Raw genomic sequence first — 23,508 nt, 5'->3', positions numbered from 1 at the left:
CGGGGCGGGCGGGGTGCTCGTCAGGTCCGGCAGGCGCGGCCCTCGTTGAGGCAGCCGACGACCTCCCGCATCCGCTCGTCGGTCATCACGTTGACGAACATGGCGTGGTCCGTGCGCGGGCTGTGCCGCTGCTCCGGGAAGGAGTCGAGGGCGATCGGGACCCCCGACGCCACCGCGTAGGACAGCGAGACGCGCAGCTCGGGCACGGGGAAGGTGTTCTGCGGGCACACGCCCTGCGCGGAGGGGAAGCGCAGGTGCGAGCGGTGTCCCGGCGCGCTGGTGTCGAGCCCGTTCCAGCAACTTGGGAAGACCAGCGTCCGGGTCACCAGGCTCCCGGCCGGGCAGCGCGGGTAGTCGGTCGTCGAGCGGTCGGGGAGACCGGAACAGCCCCAGCGGGCCCGGACGTCCGCGTCCGTGCCCGCCGTGTACGCGACGGCGTCGCCGGTGATCGCCCGCAGGAAACGGGGCATCGGCACCACCTTGCTCACCGGGCTGCCGCGGAACTCGACGCTCACCGCCGCCTCGGGGAGGATCTCTCCGGTGTTGCCGTGCCCGGCCGAGCTCTCGTGGGCCCGGTCCCCGGGCCGGTCGAGGCGGCGCAACACGGGCCAGTAGTACGTGGACCGGTCACCGCCGACACAGCTCGTGGCGGCCGCGGCCAGCGACGCGTCGTCCGACATGGCGTCGGTGGACAGGTTCCCGACGTACGCGTGGGTGTGGTGGGCGCCGGCCCGCAGACCGGGGGACACCACCAGGTTGTCCTCGTTCCAGTGGCCCTCCGCGTTGCGGCCGCAGTCCACGGTCACCGTGCCCGCGGAGCCCTCGCGGCCCGCGGGGGCGGGGGGCTCGGCGTCCCGCGCCACCTCGCGTATGTCCACGTACGCGCCCGCCACCCCACCGTGGTGCGGGCCGGCGGCCCGTGAGGCGCCCAGGACGGCGGCGACCAGCCCGGTGCCGAGCACCAGGCTGACGACGAGCCACAGCAGTCGGTGTTCATTGCCCATGGCGGTCACGGTTGCGGCTGCTCCGTACGGTCGTCAACGGGGGCTCCGCACGACGGGAACCCCGTGTGATTGTAGGTGTCGCCCGGGGAGCTCCCGAAGCCGCCGGGACCCTTCCCCGGGGCGGCGGTCGGCACCCGGGAGCAACCTCCACCGGCCGGGCCCCGCGCACCCGCCCCGGAGCCCCGTACGCCGCTTCCGGCACCCGGGCCCGGCCCCGCGCACCCGGACGGCCGGAGAGCGCCTTGCAGGGCCGCAGGGCGCCCGCGCAGAGTTCTCCGTATGACACCGGCTGAACTCCTCCACGACTTCGCCCGCACCCGTGCCTCCCTCGACGGGGCCGAGGTCACCTTCTGGTGGACGGGCGACGTCCACACCTGGTCCCCCGACGGTCCCTACGAGAGGACCTTCGGCTTCGAGGGCCTCAACGTCGCCCGGCTGGAGGCCGACGAGGAGACGGGCGGCTACCGGATGCTCTCCCGCGAGGCCGCCTTCTACCTCGACCCGTCCGGTCGAGAGATCCTGGAGACCTGGCAGGACAAACCCGTGGTCCACGTGTGGAACGATCCCGCGAACCTGAGGCTGCGGCCCTTCCCGGTCCCGCGCACCGAGCTCGGCGACCAGGTCTGCTTCAGCCTGGAGATCCCCCTCGCGTACCCCTCCCCGCTGCCCGTCGCCGACTACCCGCTGAACTCCGCCTCCGACACCTACCGGGCCCTGGAGCTCTTCCAGTTCTTCGCCCCCGCGGCGGACCTCGCCGGCGACGCGCCGAGCGTCCCCGCGACGATGTCCTGGATGCGGATGTCCCCCTGGCTCCCCTGGATGGAGCAGGGACAACGCCCCGGCGGCCTCGCTTTTCACTGCCGCGGGACGAAGCTCGGATCGTACGAGGAGGTCCCCGACCGCACCCGCGCGTACATCGCCGCCCACCACCCCGAGTTCGCCTCCGCGCCGTCGAAGTGGACCGAACCGAACGAGTCGAGCTGGACCTACTTCCGCCGGCTCAACCCGGTGGTGACCGACCCGCGGTAACCCCGGTCGCCCCTCTCCCGCACCGGCCCCGCCCCCGCCCCCGCCCCCGCCCCCGTTCCCCGACGCACCGGGGGCGGGGGCGGGGGCGTGGGGGTCCGGACAAGGGTTTTCCCCGTATCGGGTTCATCTCCGCGTTGCCTACTGTCTGCCCACCGGCGATCCACCGGCCCCGAACCGCCCCGCACCAACCCCACATGGTGTGACCGGAACGGGAACGCGGATCGCCGGGATCGCCGTTGCCCTGCCCCGCCGTCGCGGCCGGGCAACGCGGCGCGCGGCGGTGGCCGGGGCGGGGACTGACCAGTCCGCCCGGGCCCCGTAGCCGCCGGTTCACCTCCCACACTGCACCGACCGGCCGCTCCGGCCTGCCCGGAAACGGCCCTCGAAAGGGAACACCGTGCACGCATCCAGACGCAGCAGGCTCATATCCGTGGTGGCCATGTCCGTCACCCTCCTCGCCGGCTCCGCGACCGCCTCGGTCGCCGTGACCGCCGAGAACGACCCGGCCACCACCCTCCCGGCCGCCGCGGCCCCCGCCGCCCCCGCCGGCGCGCCGGTCGAGAACCTCATCGTCGGATACAAGTCCTCGGCGTCCGAGGCCAGTTCCAACACCGCGGCCGCCGACGACGCCGCCGCGAAGGGCAAGAAGGCCGGCAAGAAGGCGAAGTTCGACCGCCGCCTCGGGACCGGCGCCGCCCTCGTCAACCTGGGCGGATCGGTCGCCCCGGCCGACGCCGCCGGCGTGATGGCCCAGTTCCGCGCCGACCCGGACGTCGCCTACGTCGAGCCGGACACCCGCGCCTACGCCATGGCCGTCACCCCGAACGACACCGAGTACGCCAAGCAGTGGGACCTCTTCGAGCCCACCGCCGGCATGAACGTGCCGGCCGCCTGGGACAAGACCACCGGTTCCGGCGTCACCGTCGCCGTCATCGACACCGGCTACGTGGCCCACTCGGACGTCGCCCCGAACATCGTCGCCGGCTACGACTTCATCTCGACCTCCTCCGAGGCCCGCGACGGCAACGGCCGTGACAACAACCCGGCCGACGAGGGCGACTGGAACGCCACCGACGGCGAGTGCGGCGTCGGCTCGAAGGCCAGCACCTCCTCCTGGCACGGCACCCACGTCGCGGGCACCATCGCCGCGGCCACCAACAACTCCAAGGGCGTCGCCGGCATCGCCTACGGTGCGAAGATCCAGCCCGTCCGCGTGCTCGGCAAGTGCGGCGGTGCCACCTCGGACATCGTCGACGCCATCACCTGGGCCTCCGGCGGCACCGTCGCGGGCGTCCCGGCCAACGCCACCCCGGCCAAGGTCATCAACATGAGCCTCGGCGGCTCGGGCACCTGCGGCACCAGCTACCAGAACGCGATCAACGCGGCCGTCGGCCGCGGCACGACCGTCGTCGTCGCCGCCGGCAACAGCAACGCGAACGCGTCCGGCTTCTCCCCGGCCAGCTGCAACAACGTCATCAACGTGGCGTCGACCAACCGCGCCGGTGACCGTTCGTACTACTCCAACTTCGGCACCATCATCGACATCGCCGCCCCGGGCGGTGAGACCCGCCGCGCCACCGACACGCCCGGCACCGTCACCACCCCCGAGAACGCGATCCTCTCGACCCTGAACGCCGGCACCACCACCCCCGGCGCGGAGTCCTACAAGCCCTACCAGGGCACCAGCATGGCCGCCCCGCACATCGCGGGCCTCGCCGCCCTCATGAAGTCGGCGAAGACCTCCCTGACCCCGGCCCAGATCGAGGCCGCGATCAAGGCCAACGCCCGCCCGCTGGCCGGGACCTGCACCGGCGGCTGCGGCGCCGGCCTCGCGGACGCCACCGCGACGGTGAACGCCGTGACCTCCACGACGCCCACCACCCCGTCCTTCGAGAACACCGCGGACGTCGCCATCGGTGACAACGCCACGGTCGAGAGCTCCATCGCGGTCAGCGGTGTCACGGGCAACGCCCCGGCCGCCCTCAAGGTCGGCGTGAACATCGCCCACACCTACATCGGTGACCTGAAGGTCGACCTCGTCGCCCCCGACGGCTCCGTCTACACGCTCCACAACCGCGCCGGCGGCAGCACCGACAACATCAACCAGACCTACACCGTCAACGCCTCCTCCGAGGTCGCGAACGGCACCTGGAAGCTGCGCGTCAACGACAACGCCGGCGGCGACACCGGCAAGATCGACTCCTGGAGCCTCGGCTTCTGACCCGCACCGAACCCCGGTCCCCCCGGCCCCCGTGGAGCCCCCCAACTCCGTTCTGACGGGCCGATGGTACGGACCATCCCAGCGCGCGGACCTGCCGGTACCTCCCGTACCGGCAGGTCCGTCGTGCTTTCCTGCCGCCCGACTGAATTCTGCGTCACAATCCGGGTCCGTCCGGCGGTCGACCTCGTATTGTCGCGTCTCACAGGAAAGGCACAGAACCGGGGACCGAAAGGCTGGTGGCGTGGCGGCGACGGGGAACGCTGACGCGAACGTCGGACACGGCGAGCTGATCGAGGCGGTCGACCATGCGCTGACCACGCACGGCCGCGCCGTCCTCATCGGACCGGCCGGCGCGGGGAAGACCGAGGTGGCACGAGCCGTCGCGGCCGCCGCCGAGGGCCGGCGCGAAACCGTGCTCCGGCTCGCCCCCGAAGCCGCGGACCGGTGGATACCGGAGGCCTCCGCCGCCGCCCTCCTCGCCACCGTGCCCCGCGCCGCGCTCGACCGGCTCGCCGGACCCCAGCGCACCGCCATCGCCCTCCTGCGCCGCGAGACCGACGCGCCGGGAGCGGGCCGCGACCACGTCGCGCTGCGGCTCGCCCTCGTTGAGGTGCTCCGCACCCTGGCCGCCTCCGGCCCGGTCCTCCTCGTCCTCGACAACGCCCAATGGCTCGACGCGGAATCCACCGATCTGCTCCGCTTCGCCCTGCGCCTCACCCCGCCGCGCGTACGGGTCCTCGCAGCCGAGTGCGTCCACGCCGGAACCCCCGTCGCCGAACCGCTCTGCGGGCCCGGGACCCCGGCCGTCCGCGTCCCGCCGCTCGGCGCCGACGAGGTCGCCGAACTGCTGCTGCGCCACGACCTGCCCGCCCGGCTCGCCGGCCGCATCCACCAGGCCAGCGGCGGGAACCCGCGGCTCGCCCTCGCCCTCGGGCACTCCCTCGCCGAAGCCGCCGGCGCCCGCGACGGCGGCGCCCACCACGCCGACACCCTGCCGCTCACCGGCCAGGCCCGCGACGTCGCCCGGCGCCTCCTGGCCGAAGCGCCCGCCCGGGCCCGCCGCACCCTGCTCCTCGCGGCCCTCACCGCCCGCCCCACCACCGCCCTGCTGCGCCGCGCCGGTAGACCCGACGCGGAGGCCGAACTCGCCGAGGCCGAACGCGCCGGGCTGGTCACCGTGGGGGAGGACGGGGCGGTCACCTTCACCGCGGGCGCCGTCGCGACGGCCCTCGCCGCCGACGCCGGCTGGCCCGAACGCTCCGCGGGGCACGCCGCCCTCGCGGGCGCCGTCGACGATCCGGTGCAGGCCGTCCGCCACCGCGCGCTCGCCGTGGACCTCCCCGATGCCCGGCTCGCGGCCGAGATCACCGCCGCCGCGGACTCCTGTCGCCGCCGCGGCCAGCGCGCCCTCGCCGCGGAACTCGGGCTGCTCGCGGCCGAACGCACCCCCGCCGCCCTGCCCCAGGAGGAGCTCGCCCGCCTCGTCGGCGCCGCCGAGGACGCGGGCTGGGCCGGCCGTGCCGACCTCGCCCGCCGGGCCACGCGCGCCGTCCTCGCCCGCGACGCCTCGCCCGCCCAGCGGGTACGGTCCCGTCTCGCCGTGATCGACGCCGCCGGCCAGGCACTCGCCGACCTGGACGAGACCTTCGCCTACGCCGTGGCCGACGCCGCCGGGGACCCCTCGCTGCGGGCCGCCGTCCAGCTCCGCATCGCCTGGAAGCTCAACCTCAGCGACGGGGACCCCGTCCGCTCCCGCGACGCCGCCGCCGAGGCGGGTGCGCTCGCCAAGGCCGGCGGCGACCAGGTCGCCGAAGCCATGGCCCTGACCGTACGGGCCCGGATGGGCCGCATCCTCGGGGACCACGACGCCGAGGACATCCTCGCCGAGGCCTTGGCCCTGCCCGCCCCCGAGGTCCCCCTCGGCATGCGCAACGCGCCCCAGTACCTCGCGGTGCGGCACGCCCTCTTCGACGACCGGCTCGGCGACGCGCACGGCCAGCTCCTCGCGCTGCTGCCGGCCGTACAACGGACCGGATCCGCCGAGGACGTCTTCGAGGTGCTGCGCAGCCTCACCGAGGTCGAACTGCGCCGCGGTCGGTGCGCCTCCGGCGCCGCGCACGCGCGCCGGGCCGTGGAACTGACCATCGAGGCGGGCCTGTCACCCGGCCCCGCCTGGTACGTCGCGGCCACCGCCGAGGCCGCGAGCGGCAGTTTCGCCCGGGCTGCCGGCTATGCCCGCCGCGGCATCCGGGCCTCCGAGGAGGAGCAGGACCAGGTCTTCCTGTCCCGGGGCCTGTACGCGCTCGGCACCGTCGAACTGGCCACCGGGGAGGCCGCGAAGGCGGTGGCCACCCTGTGCCGGGTGGCCGAGCTGGAAGGCGCCCAGCAGGTGGTGGACCCGTCGATCCTGCGCTGGCACGGGGAGCTCGCCGAGGCCCTGGTGGCGGCCGACGCCCCCGGCCGGGCGGCGGAACTGCTGGACGGGGTCGCCCCGGTGGCCCGCTCCCTGGGGCGGACGTCCGTGCTGGCCGCGCTGGACCGGGCCCGGGGGCTGTGCCTGTCGGCGCGCGGGGACGCCGAGCCGGCCGTGGTCCTGCTGGAGGAGACGGCCCGGCGCTTCGAGACCCTCGGACTGCCTCTGGAGCACGGCCGGACCCTGCTGGCCCTGGCCCGGGTCGAACGCAGACGCCGCCGCCGGGCACCGGCGCGGGCGGCGCTGCTGGCGGCGGCGGAGGTGTTCGAGCGGGGCGGGGCGAAGCCCTGGCTCGGCCTGGCCCGGGACACCACGCCGGAGGCCGCCGCCCCGCATCCGGGGGTGGCGGCCCTGACCGATGCGGAGGCCCGGCTGGCGCTGCTCGTCGGCGCGGGGGCCAGCAATCAGGAAGCGGCCGCGAAGCTGTTCCTGAGCGTGAAGACCGTCGAGTCCCGGCTCACCCGGATCTACCAGAAGCTCGACGTCCGCTCCCGCGCGCAGCTGGCCACCGCGCTGCGCGGGCACTGAGCCCGGCGGCGCGGCGGCCGGCACGGATCAGCAGGTGAGGTTGTTGCCCGGGGTGACGCCCAGCAGCTGGGTGAAGTTCTGGTACTTGCTCACCCGGCTCTGCACCTGGGCGGGGTTGCCGCCGTTGCACTCCAGCGCCCCGTTGATGGAGCGGATGGTCTCGCCGAAGCCGGCGCCGTTGACCATCGCGGCGTGGGCGGTCATGGTGCCCGGGCCGTTCTGGGTGTTCCAGTACCAGAGCGCCGTCTTCATGGCGACGGCCGGGTCCTGCTCGACGAGGTACGGGTTGGCGAGCAGGTTGATGCCGAGGGCGTCACCCGCGGCCTTGTAGTTGAAGTTCCAGCTCAGCTGGATCGGGCCGCGGCCGTAGTAGGCGGCCTGCCCCGCCGGACAGCCGTAGGGCTGGGTGGCGTCACAGTAGTGGGGGTAGTTCGCGGTGTTCTGCTCCACTATGTGCACCAGCCCGCCCGTCTCGTGGGAGACGTTCGCGAGGAAGGCCGCGGCTTCGCGCCGCTTCATGGTGGCGTCGCCGGTGTTGGCGAAGGCGGGGTAGGCGGACAGTGCCGCGACCAGGCCGTTGTAGGTGTAGAAGGGGTTCCGGTTCGGGAACATCTGGTTGAACTGGGACTCGCTGACGACGAAGCCGGACGGGTCGGGGTCCTGCCCGCCGCCACCGCCGCAGGCGCCCTGGTCCGACCAGACGCCCCACTGGCCGGTGGTGCCGGGCGTCTCGCCCTGGGTCCACCACTTCGCCTGCCAGTTGCGACCGTTGTGCGAGACGGTCCCGCCGCCCGTGTAGACGGCGGAGGAGGCCCACGCCGTGGCGCAGGCGGGGGCGGCCGAGGCGGAGGAGGCGGGCAGGGCGACGGCGAGGCCGAGGGTGACTGCGGCGGTGGCGACGAGCGAGAGGGCGCGGCGGCGGACGGCACGTATCACGTAACTGCTCCTGTGGTGGGGGGAGTTGTCGCGAGGAGTGGGGGCGACGACTACCGCCACTGAACCGAAGTGGTCTGGACCTGTCAAGGTCTAGACCAAATATTGTGCGCAGGTGCCAAACCGGGGTGTGAGGGCCGGCGCGGGCCGGAAACGCCGAACCGGCGTGACGACCAGGGTCGTCACGCCGGTTCGGATGCCGACCGGATCAGCTGCCGGCCGAGAGGTTCCCGGACAGGACCGGGATGTTGTCCACGATGTGGGACAGCGACTCGTCACCCTTGGCCTGGGTGGAGTTCTCGGCGCACTGCTGGTTCTGCGGGTTGGACAGGACGTTGACGTCCTGGACGCCGACGTTGGCGAGGACCGCGACCAGCGACTGCGCGTTGACCTTCGCGGGCAGGCCGACGCAGAGCTTGTTCAGCGAACCCTGGATGGCGCCGAGCTGCGGGCTCATCGCACCCTCGGTCGACTGGTTGCCGTAGACCTGCGAAGCGCCGTTGCCGTTGACGGTGTTCACGCCGTTGTCGTTGCCGATCGCCATCGCCGGGGAGGCCATGACGGCACCCGTGCCGATGACGGAGGCGGTGACCGCAGCGGTGGCCATGAACTTCTTGAGCATCGTTGATCCTTCTGTCGCATGAGCTGTCCCGGCGGGACGTCCTGATCAACTGCGTCCGGCGCCGGTGGTTATCGCGCGTCACCCATGCGGCCCAACGATCGGTTCGCTCAGCCGGTCTTGCGACGGACCTTCTTGTTCTTGCCGCCCGCCCCGCTGCTGGACCCCTGCACCTTCGCCCGGCTCTGGTGGGCCTGCTGGGACTGGGCATTGGAGGCGTTGCGCGCCAAGGCCTCGCGGAACTTCCGCTTCGCCTCCTCGGCCGGGGTCTCGTCCTGCGGAGCGTCGTTCTGCGCCGCGTCGGCCTGCGGGGTGGCGTTCTCGTCTGACATGGCTGCCTCCTGGAGTGATCAAGTCGCCCCAGTCTGTCAGTCGGCCGGCGCTCAGGCCATCGAGATGGGCCCCGCCCCGGCCGGCGGCCCGCCCGGACCGCCGTTCCGGTCGGCTCGGACCCCCGGTCGCGGCGCCTCCGCCCCGTGGCCGGCGCGCACCGCGGCCAGCGCGGCGGCGTGCAGCGCGGCCGGATCGCCGTGCGCGACCGGACTGCCGGTCAGCGTGTACCACTCGTCCGCTTCCTCGTACTGGATCGCGAACCGGACCTCGCCGTCCGACCCGGCCGTGGTCCTCAGGGTGAGCGGACCGGTGATGACCCCCACCTCGTCGGTCATCGCGCCGCCGGGACCGGCCAGGACTCCGTCCTGCCGGCACCAGGCCTCCGGGGCCGTCATGAGGCGCAGGTGTCGATCATGGTGGTGAGGGTGGCCCGCTCGGCCTCGGTGACGGTCAGACCGTAGTGGGACTTGACGGTGGTCCAGGCGCGCCCGTACTGGCACCAGCTCGACCGGTCCGTCGGCTGCCACTGATCGGGGCTCTGGTCGCCCTTGGAGCGGTTGGACGACGCGGACACCGCCAGCAGCTGGGGCCGGGTCAGGTCGTTGGCGAACGCCTTGCGCTTCGCCGCGTCCCAGCCCGCTGCCCCCGAACGCCAACCCTCGGCCAGCGGAACCATGTGGTCGATGTCCAGCTTCGCGGCCTCGGTGACGGATTCCCCGTCGTACAGGCTCTTCCAGTTGCCCGACACGGCACGGCACTCGGAATCCTGAGCGATGTTCGTGCCGTCCCGCTTCAGGACGGTCTCGCGGGTGTCGCACTTGTTGCCCTGCTCGGCCCAGTGGGTGAACTTGGCACGGCTGTAACCGGCCATCGTGCCCGGCTTGCCGACCGTGAGCGCGGCCAGCTGCGTCCGGGCGACGGCCGCGCTGACCATCCCGGGCAGTACGTCACCGGCGACCGGCTTCGCGTCCTCACCCGATGCCGATGCCTGCGGGGAGGACGACGCCTGCGGGGAGGACGGCGGGCCGGCGCTCGGGGTCGCCGTCGCGCCCGGCCGGTCCCCGCCCTTCCCGTCCCCGGGACCCTGCCCACCGCATCCGACGCTGCCGAGCAGCAGCGCCACGGTCACCACCGCGACACCCGGACCTGTCTGACGCACCATGAAACCCCGCCCCGAGCAGACTCCGCACACTGTCCGGGGCAGCCTACCCATAACCGGACATCCAACCCCCGCCGGGCCCGCCGGAGTAGCCCCGGAACGCCGCCCGCGCGCACCAAGCGGCCCGGGCGGCAGCCCCGTTGCGGCCCCGAGGCACGGCGGCCGGGGCTCGTGCGGTCTCCGCGGTCAGCTCCAGGAGGCGGCCACCAGGGACCGTCCGGCCGCCTCCAGATGGGTGGCGGAGGCGAGCCAGGCACGGGCATAGGCGTCGGCCGAGGGCTCGGTCAGGCGGCCGAACGCGTCCCGGGGCCGCCGGTCCGCCTCCAGGACGAGCGCCCCCGCCAGGTCGGCCGCCGCGGCGAACCCCGCGCGGCGCAGCGGCCCGTACGCGGTCAGCGGCTCCGGACCCCGGCCGGACCCGGCCACCGTGCGGCGGCCGCCCGCGACCCCCGCCTCCAGCAGCTTGCGCACCCGCCACAGCGGCGAGTCGGCCAACGGGTCCGGCCCCGGATCGCAGGAGCCAGGCGAGGTCCCCGGTCCGCCGCCCTCCGGGAAGTGGCTGCCCTGGAGCCGGTCGTAGCCCAGGTCGGCGCGGTCCAGCCACTCCCGAGGCAGCCGCAGCGTGTACCGCGCCCCCGGTACGGGACCCACGGCCAGCGGGCGCAGCGTCGCCGCCCGGTCCAGGTCGGGGCGCCCGAGGATCCTCACCAACAGGCCGGGACGGCTCGCGAGGCGACGCAGGTTGGCGGCGTGCGCCAGCTCCGGATGGGGGTGCGCCGGCCGCAGCCGCAGCAGGGGCGCGTCCGGCCGTACGGTGCCGTCCGCGGACAGCTCCCGGACCAGGAGGCAGTCGCCCGCCGCGCCCTCCACCCGGACGTCGCAGCCCAGCAGCGCCACCTCGGACCCCTCGGTCCCGTCCGCCGGCCGCGCGGCCACGGCTTCGGCCGCCGGGCGCGCGAAGAGCCCGGCGAGGGGCTCCTCGGACCAGGACAGGCCCGGCACGGGCGTCGCCCGCACCCCGCGCCCGGCGCCGAGCCGTCCGTCCGCGGATACCGTCGCGCCGACCACGCGCAGACCGCCGCGGGCGAGACCCGCGTGGTCCAGGGCGCCACCGCCCAGGGCGACCGACGCGGCCCCGGCACCCCGCGCCCGAGCGAGCCCGCCCGGGCGGACGTCGGACACCGAGTAGGGGGCGCCGTCCGAGCCCAGCAGGTGGGTCACCACGCCGCCGTAGCCGGTCGCGCTGAGCACGGGCTCCCGACACAGACCCTGCACGCGCAGGCTGCCTCCGGCCGCGTACGCCCGGCGACCGCCGTCGCTCACGCCCGGACCGCCGGTCCCCGACGCCAACAGCGAGGCGACGCGCAGCAGTCCGGCGAACGCCGCCGTGAGGTCGGTGAGCCGCTGGGCGGCATGGCGCTCCCGCGCCGCGCGCAGGCCGCGTACGACGCGCAGAGCGGCCGCCTCGGCGGCCGGCAGCCCGGCCAGGCGCGCCGAGTGGGCCGCCCGCAACAGCTCGGCCTGGACCACCGCGCCCCCGGCCGCGACACCGGCGGCCAGGGCCTCGGCGGCGGCCGTCCACAGTGCGGCTCCGGCCGCCGTGGCGCCCGGGGAGAGTGGCTGCGCACCACCGTCCCCGGCGGGCGCCGCACCGTCGGGTGCCCGGTCCGCTCCGGCGCCGCTCCGCCCACCCGCGCCGGGTCCGGTTCCCGAGGTGCCCGCCGGACCCTCCGCGGCGAGCGAGGTCCCCGCTGTCGCGCCGGGCCCGTCCGCCGGTGACGTGCCGGCCCCCGGCACCGGGCCGGCGGCGTCCGACAGCTCCGACGGGTCGGCGAGGGGCGCGGCGCCGAGGACCGCGGCCCGGTGCAGGCAACGCGGCGCCAGGAGACAGCCGCAGACGGCCTGCCCGGCCTCCGTGACCACGCCGGAGGGGCCCGGACGCAGCGTCACCACCGCGTCCTCACCGAACCGTACGGTGACACCGCCCTCGGGCCCCGGCCGGGCCGCGGCGGCGCAACCCGCGACGGCGGCGTCGAGCTTCTTGCGCAGCCGGGCACTCAGGTCCTCCACGGCCTTCGCGAGGACCTCGGGGGCGACGGGCGGCAACGGCACGGCGCCGCCCGCCGGGTCCGTACCCGATTCCGAACCACTGGTCGTGCTGGTCAACGGGTCTCTCCACGGAGTCGGTCGCCCACCCAACGGGCGAGGGCGAGAGGACTGAGCGCGGCCACCGGCATGCCGGCCGCCACGAGTTGCCGGGCCACCGGAACCGAGTACCGGGGCGCGCCCGCGTCGTCGAGGGCGGCGCAGCCCATCAGGTGGGCGCCGGAGGCGGCCAGGGCGCCGACCTCGGCGAGCAGCCCGCCGAGCGGCGCGCCCTCCTCGAAGTCGCTGACCACGACGACCAGGGTGCGGCTCGGCACGGTGATCAGCGATCGGGCGTGCGCGAGGCCCGCCGCGATGTGCGTCCCACCGCCCACCCGGACCTCCAGCAGCAGCGAGAGCGGATCCTCGACGCGGTCGGTGAGGTCCACCACCGACGTGGAGAACGCGAGGAAGTGCGTGGACAGCGTCGGCACGCCGCCGAGGACCGCCGCCGTCAGCGCCGACCAGATGACGGACGCCTCCATGGAGCCGGAGACGTCGACCACCAGGATCAGCCGCCAGTCGCTCTCCCGGGAGGCCCTGGTGCGGAACACCGGGCGCTCGGGGACGACGACCACCCGGCCGTCGTCCAGCCGGCGGGTGTGCGCCAGGTTCGCCCGCAGGGTGCGGGCCAGATCGAGGGCGCCACCCGGACGGCGGGTCGGGCGCGGGGTCGACAGCCCGGACAGCGTCGGCCGCAGCCGGGTCGCCAACTCCTTGGCCAGCTCGTCGACCAGCCGCCGCACCAGGGGTCGCAACCGGGCCAGTTGCTGCTCCGGCATGCCGCCGGCCAGCGACAACACCGAACTCAGCAGTTCCACGGAGGGACGCACGGACGCCGGGTCGAGCTGCGCCAGCACATCGGTGCGGCCCGCTCCGGCCGCGTCCGCGAGCACCTCCTCCCGTACGTCGGCGCCGAAGAGGGACTCCAGCTCGTGCGACCATTCGCGGGCGGTGGGGAAGGAGGGCCCGTCCCCACCGCCGGAACCGCCCCGGTCGAGGTCCGTGGAGCCCTCGCCGCGCCCCGCCCCGTACAACTCGTCGAGGGCGTGGGCGTAGCGCCGCGCACCCGCCGGGAGCCGGTCGCGCTGCCGGCCGAGCAACAGCCGCCACCGGTCGGCGGGGGACAGGCGTCGCTCCGCCGCCGCCGGCGGCACGGCACGCGGAGCCTCCGGCACTCCGGGAACCCGCGGCGGCGACCCGGGCGAACACGCCGGGAGCGCGAGCTCCTTGAGGGCGGCCGCGCCGGCGGCGTCCGCCGCCGCCCACAGGGCGAGCAGCGCGGGCGGCGCGTCGAGGGAGAGGTCGACGCGGTCGCCCAGCCGCTCCGTCACCGTCTCCAGCAGCCGCTCGCGCGCGGCCGGGGCCAGCGCGTCGAAACCACCGCGCAGCGCGGGCAGCCGCTCCAGGAACGCCGCGTCGTCGAGACTGTCCACCCGGTCCAGGAGCGGGGTGAGGGCGTCCGGGGAGCAGTCCAGCAGCGGCCCGGCGGCACCGAGCACCCCGGCGAGCCGCCGGGACAGGGCCCGCCGTCCCTCGGGGGCGGTCGCGCCGTCGACCCAGGCGGCGGTGCGCCGGCCGAGTTCCGCCACCGGATCGAGGTCCAGCAGGACGCGCACGGCCAGTGCCGCGCCACGCATCAACGGTGAAGCCGTGGCGGCCAGCTCGTGGAGCGCGGCGTCCATGCGCAGGCCCAACCGGCGGGCCGCCGCCCGGTCGGCGAGGGCCACCAACGCGCCGGCGTCGGACGGGTCGTCGCTGCCGGCGAGCCCGGGCAGGGCCCGCACCGCGGTCTCCAGCAGATCGCCGACGAGCCCGCCCGCGGTGTCGCGGGCCGCGGCGGTGGTGCCCGGCAGGTGCCCGCGGCGCAGCGCCTCCAGCAGGTCGACGGCCTCCAGGAGTTCCGGCAGCCCGGCGGTGTCCGGCAGGACCTCCGCCGCCTCCGCCAGCCGTACGTCGACCAGCGCGGGCAGGTCGCAGCGCGCGGCGGCGGCCAGTCCGGCCAGGACCTGGGCCGCCGTCGGACCGCCCGCGTCGGCCTCGCGGCGCGCGGTGTCCCGCAGGGTTCCCGCGGCGGCCTGGGCCGCGGTCACGCCGCGGACCCCCGCCAGGTCCAGCCGGGCCGGGACGGAAGGGGTCCACGACAGCCGCCACTTGCTGCCCAGGGCGGTGCCGTCACCGGTCGCGGCGACGGCCACGGGCTCGCCGTAGGAGGCCCCGCAGACCAGCAGGCGCCGGAGCAGCACCTCGCGGCGCCCGTCGAGCGCGGAACGCAACGGGTCGAGGCGCACCTCGCGGGGCGCCGGGTCCTCGGGCGACGGCAACCGCAGCTCGGCCAGCTCCGCCTCCACGGACGGCCCGAGCCCCGAACGGGGGGCGTGCGGGGTGGTCCGGCCGCGGCCCGCACCGACCAGTACGGCCTCCAGGGCACGCGCCAGCGCCCGCCCCCGGCCCAGGGGCTCGCCCTGCCCGAGCACCGTGGACACGGCCTCCAACAACTCGCCCCGCCCGGGCGCGGGCAGCCCGCGCAGCACCGCCAGGTCGCAGGCGAGGCGCAGGGTCTCCGCCGCCTCCCCGGTCCCGGCGGTGTGCCCGGCGCGGCGCAGCTCCCGGCACACGCCGGTGACGGCGACCGACGCCGCCTCGCGCACCCGTACGGGGTCGCCGCCCGCCCTCAGGACGGCCTGCTGCCACAACGGGTCCCGGATCCCGGCCGGGTAGCCGGACCGGGAGTCGAGCAGGTCGTAGGAGTAGGCGACGAAGGAGGTCACCACCCCCGCGTCGCCCTCCCCGCCGCCCGGCGCCCCGGCACCGGGGCCCCCGGCGGGGCGGACCGTGCGCGCCCGCGCCCCGGGCCCGGCACCGGTGTGCGTCCCGTGGTCCGCAGTGGTGTCCGTCCCCGGGGCGGGCACGGTGTCGGTCGTGTCCGTACCCGGCCGCGGCGCGGGCACCGCGGTGCCCGGTCCCGCCGGGAGCAGCGCGGGGGCGTGGAAGGCGCCGATCAGGGCGGCCACCCGACGTCCGCCCGCTCCCGCGGCGGCGATCACCCGCCGCATGTGGGCCTCACGGGCCAGGTCCGTCGCCGGCACCGTCCCCGCGTCGGACCGCAGCGCCCAACCGACGCCGAGCGCGGCGCGGCGGACGGCCTCGGCGGAGCACCCGGGGGCCGGCACCTCGACGGCCCGGTCCCAGAGGTCCTCGCCCTCCCGCCCGGTGCCCGAGGCGATGAGGGCGTCCGCGAACACGCGCCCGCCGGCGGTCGGACGACCGGCCCCCGCCTCCCACGCCCCTCCGGCATCCACCGGCGGCGCCGCGGTCGGCCCGGATCCCGGAGCCGCGGCCTCGGTGCGCCCGTCTGCCGCCGCCGTCCCGTCGGTCGCCGTTCCGGCCTCCTGCGCGTCACCGTGCTCGGCTCCCGGCCCCGGGGCCGCGTCGGACCAGCCCGGATCGGTCAGCGGCAGGTCGCAGCAGACGACCTCCACGCCCCGGCCGCGGGCCCAGCGGATCGCCGCCAGCTCGGGGGAGAAGTCCGCGAACGGGTAGAAAGCGAGACGCCCTTCACGGCCGAGGCCCGCCAGGGCGACCGGTGCCACCGTCTCGGGGTCCGCGAGGTGCTCCAGCCACGGCTGGAAGTCGGCGGGGAGCTCCACGCACAGCACCTCGGTGCCCGCCGCCTCCAGCAGCGCCGGCACGACCACCGCCAGGGCGGGGCTGTGGTGGCGGACGCCGATCAGGTACGGCTCGCGCGAGGCGGCGAGGGCGGCCACGGCGGTCCGCGGTTCGGCCGCCGGGCCGGCCGTCGTACCGGCCGTCGTCGGGTCGGTGACCGTCAACGCAGGCTCCCGCGCAGGTCCCAGAGGCGCCGCCACATCGCCGACCCGTCCTCGGCACGGCGCCGGACCGGGCCGTCCCAGTACCCCAGCAACCGCCCGTGGTCGGCCGGGTCGTCCTTGCGCACGACGCCCAGCAGGTGTCCCGGCAACAGGTCCAGCGCGTCACCGCCCGGCAGGTACGCGGCGGCCACCCCCAGCGACGCCGCCACCTGTACGGCCTCGGCGGTGGACATGACCGTGCCGGGCCGCTCCACGTCCCAGCCCTCGGCGGACCGGCCCGAACGCAGGTCCCGGAACACGGTGACGAGCGCGTCGAGCACGGAGTCGTCCACCCCGAAGGCCGCACCGGCCCGCTGGACGGCGGCGACGGCCTGGCGCCGGATCAGCGTGGCCTCGGCGTCGGCGTCCGCTATCGGCTCGACCGTCTCGAAGTTGAAGCGCCGTTTGAGGGCGGCGGACATCTCCGAGACGCCCCGGTCCCGCAGGTTGGCCGTCGCGATGACGGTGAAACCAGGCGCAGCCGCGACCAACGCATCCTCCGTGGCGGTGAGTTCGGGGACGCTGACCCGCCGGTCGGACAGGATCGACACGAGGGCGTCCTGCACCTCGGGCAGGCAGCGGGTGATCTCCTCGACGCGGACGACGCGCCCGGTGCGCATCGCGGACAGTACGGGGGAGTCGACCAAGGCCTGTGCGGTGGGGCCCTGGGCCAGGAGCAGGGCGTAGTTCCAGCCGTAGCGGAAGGCGTCCTCGGTGGTGCCCGCGGTGCCCTGCACGGTGAGGGCGCTGGTACCGCACACCGCCGCCGACAGCAGTTCGGACAGCATGGACTTGGCGGTGCCCGGCTCACCCGTCAGGAGGAGGCCGCGCTCACCGGCCAGGGTGACCACACACCGCTCCACCAGGGCGCGCTCGCCCACGAACTTCGTCGTGATCACCAGCTTCGACGGCAGTCCGGCCCGGCGCTTGGGCAGGGTGAGCTCGGCACCCTCGCTGCCGCACACGAACGTCACGACGGCGCGCGGGGTCAGGGCCCAGCCCGGCGGCCGGGGACCGGTGTCGTGCGCGGCGAGGAAGGCCAGTTCGGCGGCGTACCGCTCCTCGGCCGGCATGACCTGCCGGGAGGGTGCGGGCTGATCGGTGACGGTCATCGGGTCCTCTGTGTTCTGGAGTCGACAAGGGAGAAGGGGCGCGAGGGGAAGGGACGGGAGCGGGACAGGGGGAGGGCGAGGGGGCGCGCGGATCGAGCGGCCGGACGGGGAGCGCAGGGGCGCTCCCCGTCCGGCCGTCGGGTCAGCGGCGGCGGCGGGTCGCCGTGCGCTTGACCTTCAGTTCCTCGAAGCGCGGCACGTCACCCTCGCGGACCCGCGCCCACGCCCGCCGGTACAGGGCGGCGGCCGGTTCTGTCGGCGCCAGCAGGCCCAGCGTCGGACGGCCGCCCGGCGCCGCCGCGTACATGGGCAGCTTCCAGGTCTCCACCGGCAGCACCGGCGAATCCAGGTCGGACCAGCCACCGGGCAGGAACAGGGTGCGTCCCGCCCGGCTGCGGACGGCCGTCACGACCAGGTCGCCGGCGGCCAGTTCGGCGCGGGCCGCCTTGAGGCGGGCCGGCTTCCAGCCCGTCCAGCGGGCCGTGTTGCGGTCCGTCGGGTCGGGCATCGCGAGCAGGGCCAGGTACAGGGCCGCCGCGTCCGCGCCCAGCCCGTACGCCGCCTCCACCTCGGCCACCAGCTCGGGAACGGACCTGCTCGGGTCCTGCGGCCACCAGGAGCCGTCCTTGTCGGCAGCCCCGGCCGCGGGCGCCCCCGGATCGGCCAGCAGCGCCGCGAAGCGCGGGTCGTGCGCCAGCCGCAGAGCGGTCTCGACGGCGGAGGGCAACTGCTCGGGGCCGCGCAGCAGCGGCAGGTAGGGGTCCGAACCGGTGGAGTCCAGCAGCGCCGTGCGCAACGCGGGCCGGGGCGTTCCGTCGGCCGTGGGCAGCACCACCGCGCCGTACCGTTCGTACCGCTGCGCGGTCTCCGTGGGCGTGCCCGCGGCCTTTCGGAAGTCCGCGGACCGGATGTAGTGGCCGATGCCGAGCAGCAGTTCGGGCGAGGCCAGCCGCTGCCGTACGGCGGTCAGCCCGGGCGGCAGGCAGGCCCGCAGCGGATCGCCGGCGGGCAGCCGGTGCGCCAGCCATGCCGTGAGCGTGATCGCCCCGCTCAGTACGGCGGCGTCGAACAGGGCGTCGGACGGCACGACGGGCGCCACGTGGTCGCCCTTGACGGCCCACGCGACATCGGTGGACAACACCGGTGAGGCCGCCGGGTCGAGCAGCGCGGGCAGCGCCCGGTGCAGTGCCCAACTGCTGCGCACGTCCTTGCCTGCCTCGGTGGGCAGCCAGTCCGGCATCGCCGTACGACGCCCCACGCGACGGTTCCAGACCCGCGCGGCGGCAGCCGCGTCCGGGCCCTCGGTCCACAGCCGGACCGGCTCGGCGGGCAGGAGCGCGGCGACCAGTTCCCGGCGCACGTCGAAGCCGAGTTCCTTCAGGTCGTCGCGGGCGTGCCCGGCGGCGGTGGCCTTGACCCCGAGGACCGTCCGCAACTCGGCGGGCAGGAAGCCCCGGTCATAGGTGTCGAGGTGCGGCAGGCCCGCCAACACCAGCCGGGCCGTCGTGGAGGAGACCCCGGTCAGTCGGGCGAACTCCTCGGCGGCCTCGGGGAACCAGGGAGCCGCGCCGCGGGCCCCGGCCTCCCGAAGGAACGCGGCCAGCCAGCCGGCACCGCGCTCCGGGTCGCCCGGGGCCGTGGGGTCGCCGAAGCCCTCGTAGGGCGCCGGCACGGTGAACGTGCCGGTCGGGTCGTGAAGGAGCGCGGCGAACTCGCGCTGCCCGGGCCTGCCGTCGATGGCCTCGGCCATGCCGAGAGCGGCCCCGCCGCCGAGCGGCAGGACGCTGCGGTGCCGGTTGCCGCGGCCCCGCTCACGGCCGTCCGTCCCGTGGAGGCGGCCCAGGTCGATGCGTACGCGCACCCGCCGCCACCGGGCCGCGGACTGCTCGGTCGAGCCGAGGCCCAGGGCGTCGACCTCGGCGAGCAGCGCGCACAGCGCGGTGCGCTGCTCATCGGTGGTGCCGGTGACCACGGACCGGTAGGCGACCGCGGCGGGACGTTCCAGGAAGGGCCCGGTCCACGGGAGCGCGGAGTGCGGCACGGCGGGCTCGTCGACGTGCAGGCGTCCGGGTACGGCCCGCGCCGCGCTGTCGGAGGAGGCTGCCGCGAGTTTGCGCAGGAACTGGAAGACGGTGTCGGACTCCTCGCCGTAGCGGTAGTGCCCGGAGCCGACGAGCCCGTCGAGACCTTCGTCGAGGAGACGGTCGGCGGGACCGCGTTCGACCGGCTGCCGGGGTTGGTGGGGTTCGGCGGGCGCGAGGGCCCGCGCCACCTGGTCCAGGGCCTTGCGCTGGGTGAGCGCGGCCCGCACCTGGTCGACGACGCCGCCGATGAGCACGGGGTCGGTGATCCGCGGCAGGGCCGCGGCGACCACCGCCGGCACCTCCTCGGGGTTCGTGACCTCGGCGGCGGCCTTCAGCAGGGTCGCCGCGGTGTCCCGGTCCATCGCGCGCAGCACGGCCGAACCCTCGGGGTCGCGGGCGCGCAGGCAGTACCAGTAGGGCAGCGGGGGGAGTTCCACGCGCCGGGTGGAGAAGGTCCGGGTGCGGTGGTCGGCGCCGACGGAGGCCGTGACCACGCCCTCGGGGTCGATGAGGGACAGGGTCTGCCAGTCGGTGGCCGCGGCGCGCGGCCGTCCGTCACCGGGGAGTTCCAGGGCGTGCCGCGGGACGCGGTTGCCGGCGGGGACCGTGACGGAGCGTCCGGCGTTGTCGGAGCCGTGCCAGCCCTGTTCGGGTACGTGTACGGCGCGCCAGCCCAGCAGTCCGTCGACGGGCGTGCCCAGCACGGAACCCTCGACGGTGGGTACCGGGCGCAACCAGTTCTGCCCGACGGAGCCGGGCAGGGTGCTTCCCCGGGGGTGACCGTTCAGCGCGTCGGCGAGGAAGCCGGGCGCGGAGCGCCTGCCGGTCAGGCCGGTGGTGGGGTCGTACTCGGCCCAGCCGGGCTCGGCCGGGTGCTGGGCGTGTTCCCACACCCAGTAGGAGGTGCCGTCGGAGATGACCTCCCGTTCCTCGGGCAGTCGGGTGTCGCCGGGGTGCAGGAGGTGCGAGCCCGTGGCACGTCCTCCGCCGGGCAGTTGCAGGGAGACGTGACCGGTCCGCGGGTTCCAGTGGTCGCCCTTGGAATCCAGGGTGAGGACGTCGCCGGGCGCGCTCAGCCAGTAGCCCTGGACGGGGCCGTCGTAGGAGGACCAGAAGACCAGCAGGTCCCCGTCGACGTGGTGGAAGCCGACGACGTTGTTGTTCCCGGTGGGGACCCGCAGATCGTGGGTGAGGATCGTCTTGTGGGCGTCGATGACCCTGACCTGGGCGGAGTTCGCGACGATGAGGTGCGGCCAGGCGTCCATCACGACGCGGCGGTGGTGACGGTTGTTCCCGGGCATGAGCTCGGTGACGGCCTCCTCCCAGGCCGGCCACCCCAGTTCGTCGAAGAGTCCGCCGCGCAGTGTCCGGGCGAGGATCTCGCCCAGGTCGGCCGCGGCCGCACGGCCCACTTCCTCGGGGGCCAGGGCCAGAGCCTCCGCGGGCAGCCAGGTCAGCCGCTGGATGGCCGCGGGCAGTTCCGGCAGGGCCGCGGCGCGGGACGCGTCGGCGACCCCGCGGACCCACTCGGCGACCAGCGACCTGCTTCCCCGGCTCGTCGCGAGGAGCCGTACGACCGTACGACCGACGGACATGTGCCGGTTGAAGCCGTCCAGGCCGCGCAGCACGAACGGACGCAGCCGTGCGTCGGCGCACAGGGCGTGCAGGTCGCGGCGCTCGGGAGTGACCGCCCACTGTTCCAGGCCGAGGAGGCCGCCCCGGCCGCGGTGGCCCGAGTCCCCGTCGAGGGCGGGGACGTCGACGGGCACGTCCAGGGACAGCAACAGGTCGAGGAGGTCCACGTCCTGGAGGCCGATCCGCAGACCCTCCTCCCGGTCCGGGGAGGAGAGTTCGCCGCGCAGCTGGTCGGCGCAGCGGTTCACCAGCGGCAGCAGCGACGGCAGGGCGGGCGGGGTGCCCCAGCCGCTGTACCGGGCGGTGTGGAAGCGCTCCAGCCAGCCCGCGGTGCCATCGGCGCAGCGTTCCTCGGCGGGCAGGCCGGTGTCGGTGAGCCCGGCGGTGGCACCCGACTCCTCCAGCACCTCCAACCACAGCGCCGCGAGTTCACCGGCGTCGCCGCCGCCGGTCGGTGCCAGACCCAACAGGGTGCCCCGTACGGACGGCTCGCGCCGGGCGAGCGCGACGAGGGCGGCGCGGTGCGACTTCCACCAGCCGGTCGCGGCCCGCATCGTCGCGGGCAGCGGCAGAAGCTCCGCCAGGTACTCCTGCTCGGCCTCGCCGGCGGACGGTCCGGCGGCGCGGGCCAGGCGTCGCAGCTCCACCGCCGCCTGTGCGGACGGCGGCAGCCCGCCCGCGGTGCGGCGCACGCACAACCGGCGGAAGCGGTCGAGGGCCTCGGCGGGGGAGACCCGCAGCGCCAGTTCCTTCGCGTAGGCGGTGAGCACCTTCACGGGGAGGGCCCCGGCCAGGGCGAATTCGAGGAACACGGCGTCCAGTCGGTCCTCGTCGACGCTCAGCCCGTACTGGCTCTCGCTCGTTCGGGCCCGGCCGAACAGCTGGGCGGCGTAGGTGGTGTTCTCGACGGCGAGGAACAGCCGGGCGGCCTGCTCGTGGAAGACGGGCAGGAAGTGCGGGACGGCGGCGGCGAGCCGGCCGGCCAGTTCGTGGCAGGCGTCCAGGGCGGCCTTGGGCTTCGACTTCGCCTGTCGGGCGATCCGGTCCAGTTCGGGGACGACGGCCAGCGCGTGGTGTCCGTCGTCGGGGTGGTGCACCAGGACCCACTCGGGGAAACCGAGTGCCTGCCGGCGGCCCAGGCCCACGACGGGCGGCTCGACGTCCTGCGGTACGAGGCCCAGGAAACCGGCGGCGAGGTCCTCCGCGGCGCCCAACTCGGCGGCGGCGAGCCGCACGACGACGCGCTCCTCACCGAGCGCCGGGTGACGGTAGCTCCGCGCGGTCAGCGGCACGGCGGTGGGTCCCGCTCCGGTGGCGTCGGCGGGCAGCACGGCGCCCGCCCGGAGGAGGAGCTCGGCGGCCCCGGTGCTGTCGGTGGTGGTGTTCACGCGTCCCCGCCCTCTTCGATCCTGCGCCCGGCGTACAGCGCCGCGGCCATCCTCATGCCCTCGGACCAGGCCACCGGCCCGACCTCGTCGAGCCGTACCGACCGGCCCTCTTCGTCGTGCCAGTTCAGTGACCCGGTGGCCGACTCGCTGTCCCAGTACGGTTCGCCGATCCACACGGCGGCCTCCACGGCCCGTCCGGTGTCGCGGACCTTGCAGGTGGAGTAGCCGCCGGAGACCCGGTAGCCCAGGGCGGTGGCACGGGCGGCCAGGCTGAACCGGGAGGGGAACACGCCGCCGGCGTAGTCCCGCACCTCGGTGTCCGTCGAGCTCGCCCCCTCGGGCCTGACCCAGGTCGGGCGGTGGATCTGCTCGACCTTCTGCGTGATGCCCAGCTCGGCCGCGAAGTCCCGTACGTCGTCCAGGTCGGGCAGCAGCACCGGGTGCGGCAGGGTCACCGTGCGCGGTGAGAGGCGTACCGTCTCGCCGTCGAGGTTGACCACCTTCAGCTCGCCCGCGGCCGTCGCGTCGCGCAGGAAGCCGACCTCGTCGGGGTCGTCCCCGACGATCGCCAGGTCGCGCAGGGCCGCCTGCCAGGCCTCGTCGGGCCACACGCGGGCCAGCAGCGCGGTCGGTACGGGGAGCGAGGACACCATCCACGCGTCCACCTGCGCGGCGCAGGACGCCTCGTGCCGGTCGAGCCACTCCGCGAGCCGACGCAGTCGGTCCACCTCGGGGTGATCGCGCAGCGCCTTCGGGAGCGCCTTCAACTGCCGCCCCGCGGGCCGCCGCGCGGTGACCCGCCCTTCCACGAGGGCGACCTCGTACCCCTCGTCCAGTGCCAACCAAGCCATCAGAACGCGCCCCTCCACCTGTTCGTATCCGTTTCCGCGCAGCCCTCATGACGGCGCCAACGCCCCTGAGCTGCGGTATGCGGGGAGACTAGCGAGGCCCACTGACAGCGTCCGTCACGGGA

General features: G+C 75.4%; 14 protein-coding genes. 3 read left to right on the top strand and 11 right to left on the bottom strand.

The window, feature by feature from the left end; translation table 11 throughout:
- Nucleotides 1–20: 20 nt before the first annotated feature.
- On the bottom strand, nt 21–1,004 hold the full coding sequence (locus ACZ58N_RS01360; RefSeq protein WP_471154153.1) for a DUF1996 domain-containing protein: 984 nt from the start codon (nt 1,002–1,004) through the stop codon (nt 21–23).
- Between the two features lie 279 nt (nt 1,005–1,283).
- Here ACZ58N_RS01360 and ACZ58N_RS01355 point away from each other — a divergent pair, with 279 nt between their 5' ends.
- The 3 genes from ACZ58N_RS01355 to ACZ58N_RS01345 all read left to right on the top strand — a co-directional run bounded on the left by ACZ58N_RS01355 (nt 1,284) and on the right by ACZ58N_RS01345 (nt 7,255).
- Nucleotides 1,284–2,033 (top strand): DUF1838 family protein, encoded by a 750-nt coding sequence (locus ACZ58N_RS01355; protein WP_471154150.1) that lies wholly within the window; start codon nt 1,284–1,286, stop codon nt 2,031–2,033.
- A 439-nt stretch (nt 2,034–2,472) separates the two neighbouring features.
- Nucleotides 2,473–4,254 (top strand): S8 family peptidase, encoded by a 1,782-nt coding sequence (locus ACZ58N_RS01350; RefSeq protein ID WP_471155184.1) that lies wholly within the window; start codon nt 2,473–2,475, stop codon nt 4,252–4,254.
- A gap of 241 nt (nt 4,255–4,495) precedes the next feature.
- Nucleotides 4,496–7,255, top strand: a complete 2,760-nt coding sequence (locus tag ACZ58N_RS01345; protein ID WP_471154148.1) for a helix-turn-helix transcriptional regulator — start codon at nt 4,496–4,498, stop codon at nt 7,253–7,255.
- A gap of 27 nt (nt 7,256–7,282) precedes the next feature.
- On the opposite strand, the gene ACZ58N_RS01340 is transcribed toward ACZ58N_RS01345, so the two are convergent.
- The 10 genes from ACZ58N_RS01340 to ACZ58N_RS01295 all read right to left on the bottom strand — a co-directional run bounded on the left by ACZ58N_RS01340 (nt 7,283) and on the right by ACZ58N_RS01295 (nt 23,386).
- On the bottom strand, nt 7,283–8,191 hold the full coding sequence (locus tag ACZ58N_RS01340; protein ID WP_471154145.1) for a glycoside hydrolase family 19 protein: 909 nt from the start codon (nt 8,189–8,191) through the stop codon (nt 7,283–7,285).
- A gap of 205 nt (nt 8,192–8,396) precedes the next feature.
- Nucleotides 8,397–8,810, bottom strand: a complete 414-nt coding sequence (locus ACZ58N_RS01335; protein WP_388892623.1) for a rodlin — start codon at nt 8,808–8,810, stop codon at nt 8,397–8,399.
- Nucleotides 8,811–8,917: 107 nt separating this feature from the next.
- Nucleotides 8,918–9,139, bottom strand: coding sequence for a DUF5302 domain-containing protein (locus ACZ58N_RS01330; protein WP_389701927.1), 222 nt, complete (start codon nt 9,137–9,139; stop codon nt 8,918–8,920).
- 51 nt (nt 9,140–9,190) lie between these two features.
- Nucleotides 9,191–9,535: a hypothetical protein gene (locus tag ACZ58N_RS01325; RefSeq protein ID WP_471154143.1), complete on the bottom strand. Its 345-nt coding sequence runs from the start codon at nt 9,533–9,535 to the stop codon at nt 9,191–9,193.
- Nucleotides 9,532–10,302 carry a GmrSD restriction endonuclease domain-containing protein gene (locus tag ACZ58N_RS01320; RefSeq protein ID WP_471154142.1) on the bottom strand — a complete coding sequence of 257 codons (771 nt, stop codon included), beginning with the start codon at nt 10,300–10,302 and terminating at the stop codon, nt 9,532–9,534. Before ACZ58N_RS01320 ends, ACZ58N_RS01325 begins: the two co-directional genes overlap by 4 nt.
- Before the next feature lie 183 nt (nt 10,303–10,485).
- Entirely contained in the window at nt 10,486–12,465 is a 1,980-nt protein-coding gene (locus ACZ58N_RS01315) for a hypothetical protein (protein ID WP_471154138.1), read from the bottom strand.
- Entirely contained in the window at nt 12,462–16,277 is a 3,816-nt protein-coding gene (locus tag ACZ58N_RS01310; protein ID WP_471154136.1) for a DUF5682 family protein, read from the bottom strand. Before ACZ58N_RS01310 ends, ACZ58N_RS01315 begins: the two co-directional genes overlap by 4 nt.
- A complete protein-coding gene (locus ACZ58N_RS01305) occupies nt 16,274–17,428 on the bottom strand; it encodes an ATP-binding protein (RefSeq protein ID WP_471154133.1) in 1,155 nt (384 codons plus the stop codon). The genes ACZ58N_RS01310 and ACZ58N_RS01305 overlap by 4 nt, the downstream gene beginning before the upstream one ends.
- A gap of 142 nt (nt 17,429–17,570) precedes the next feature.
- Complete coding sequence (locus ACZ58N_RS01300) at nt 17,571–22,535, bottom strand: DNA-binding protein (protein WP_471154131.1); 4,965 nt, start codon at nt 22,533–22,535, stop codon at nt 17,571–17,573.
- Nucleotides 22,532–23,386, bottom strand: coding sequence for a DUF4132 domain-containing protein (locus ACZ58N_RS01295; protein ID WP_471154129.1), 855 nt, complete (start codon nt 23,384–23,386; stop codon nt 22,532–22,534). The genes ACZ58N_RS01300 and ACZ58N_RS01295 overlap by 4 nt, the downstream gene beginning before the upstream one ends.
- Nucleotides 23,387–23,508: the final 122 nt, after the last annotated feature.

Source organism: Streptomyces sp. NPDC040432 (genome assembly GCF_055595445.1).
Note: the sequence above shows the minus strand (reverse complement) of the source record. Positions and strands in the feature narration are given on the sequence as shown.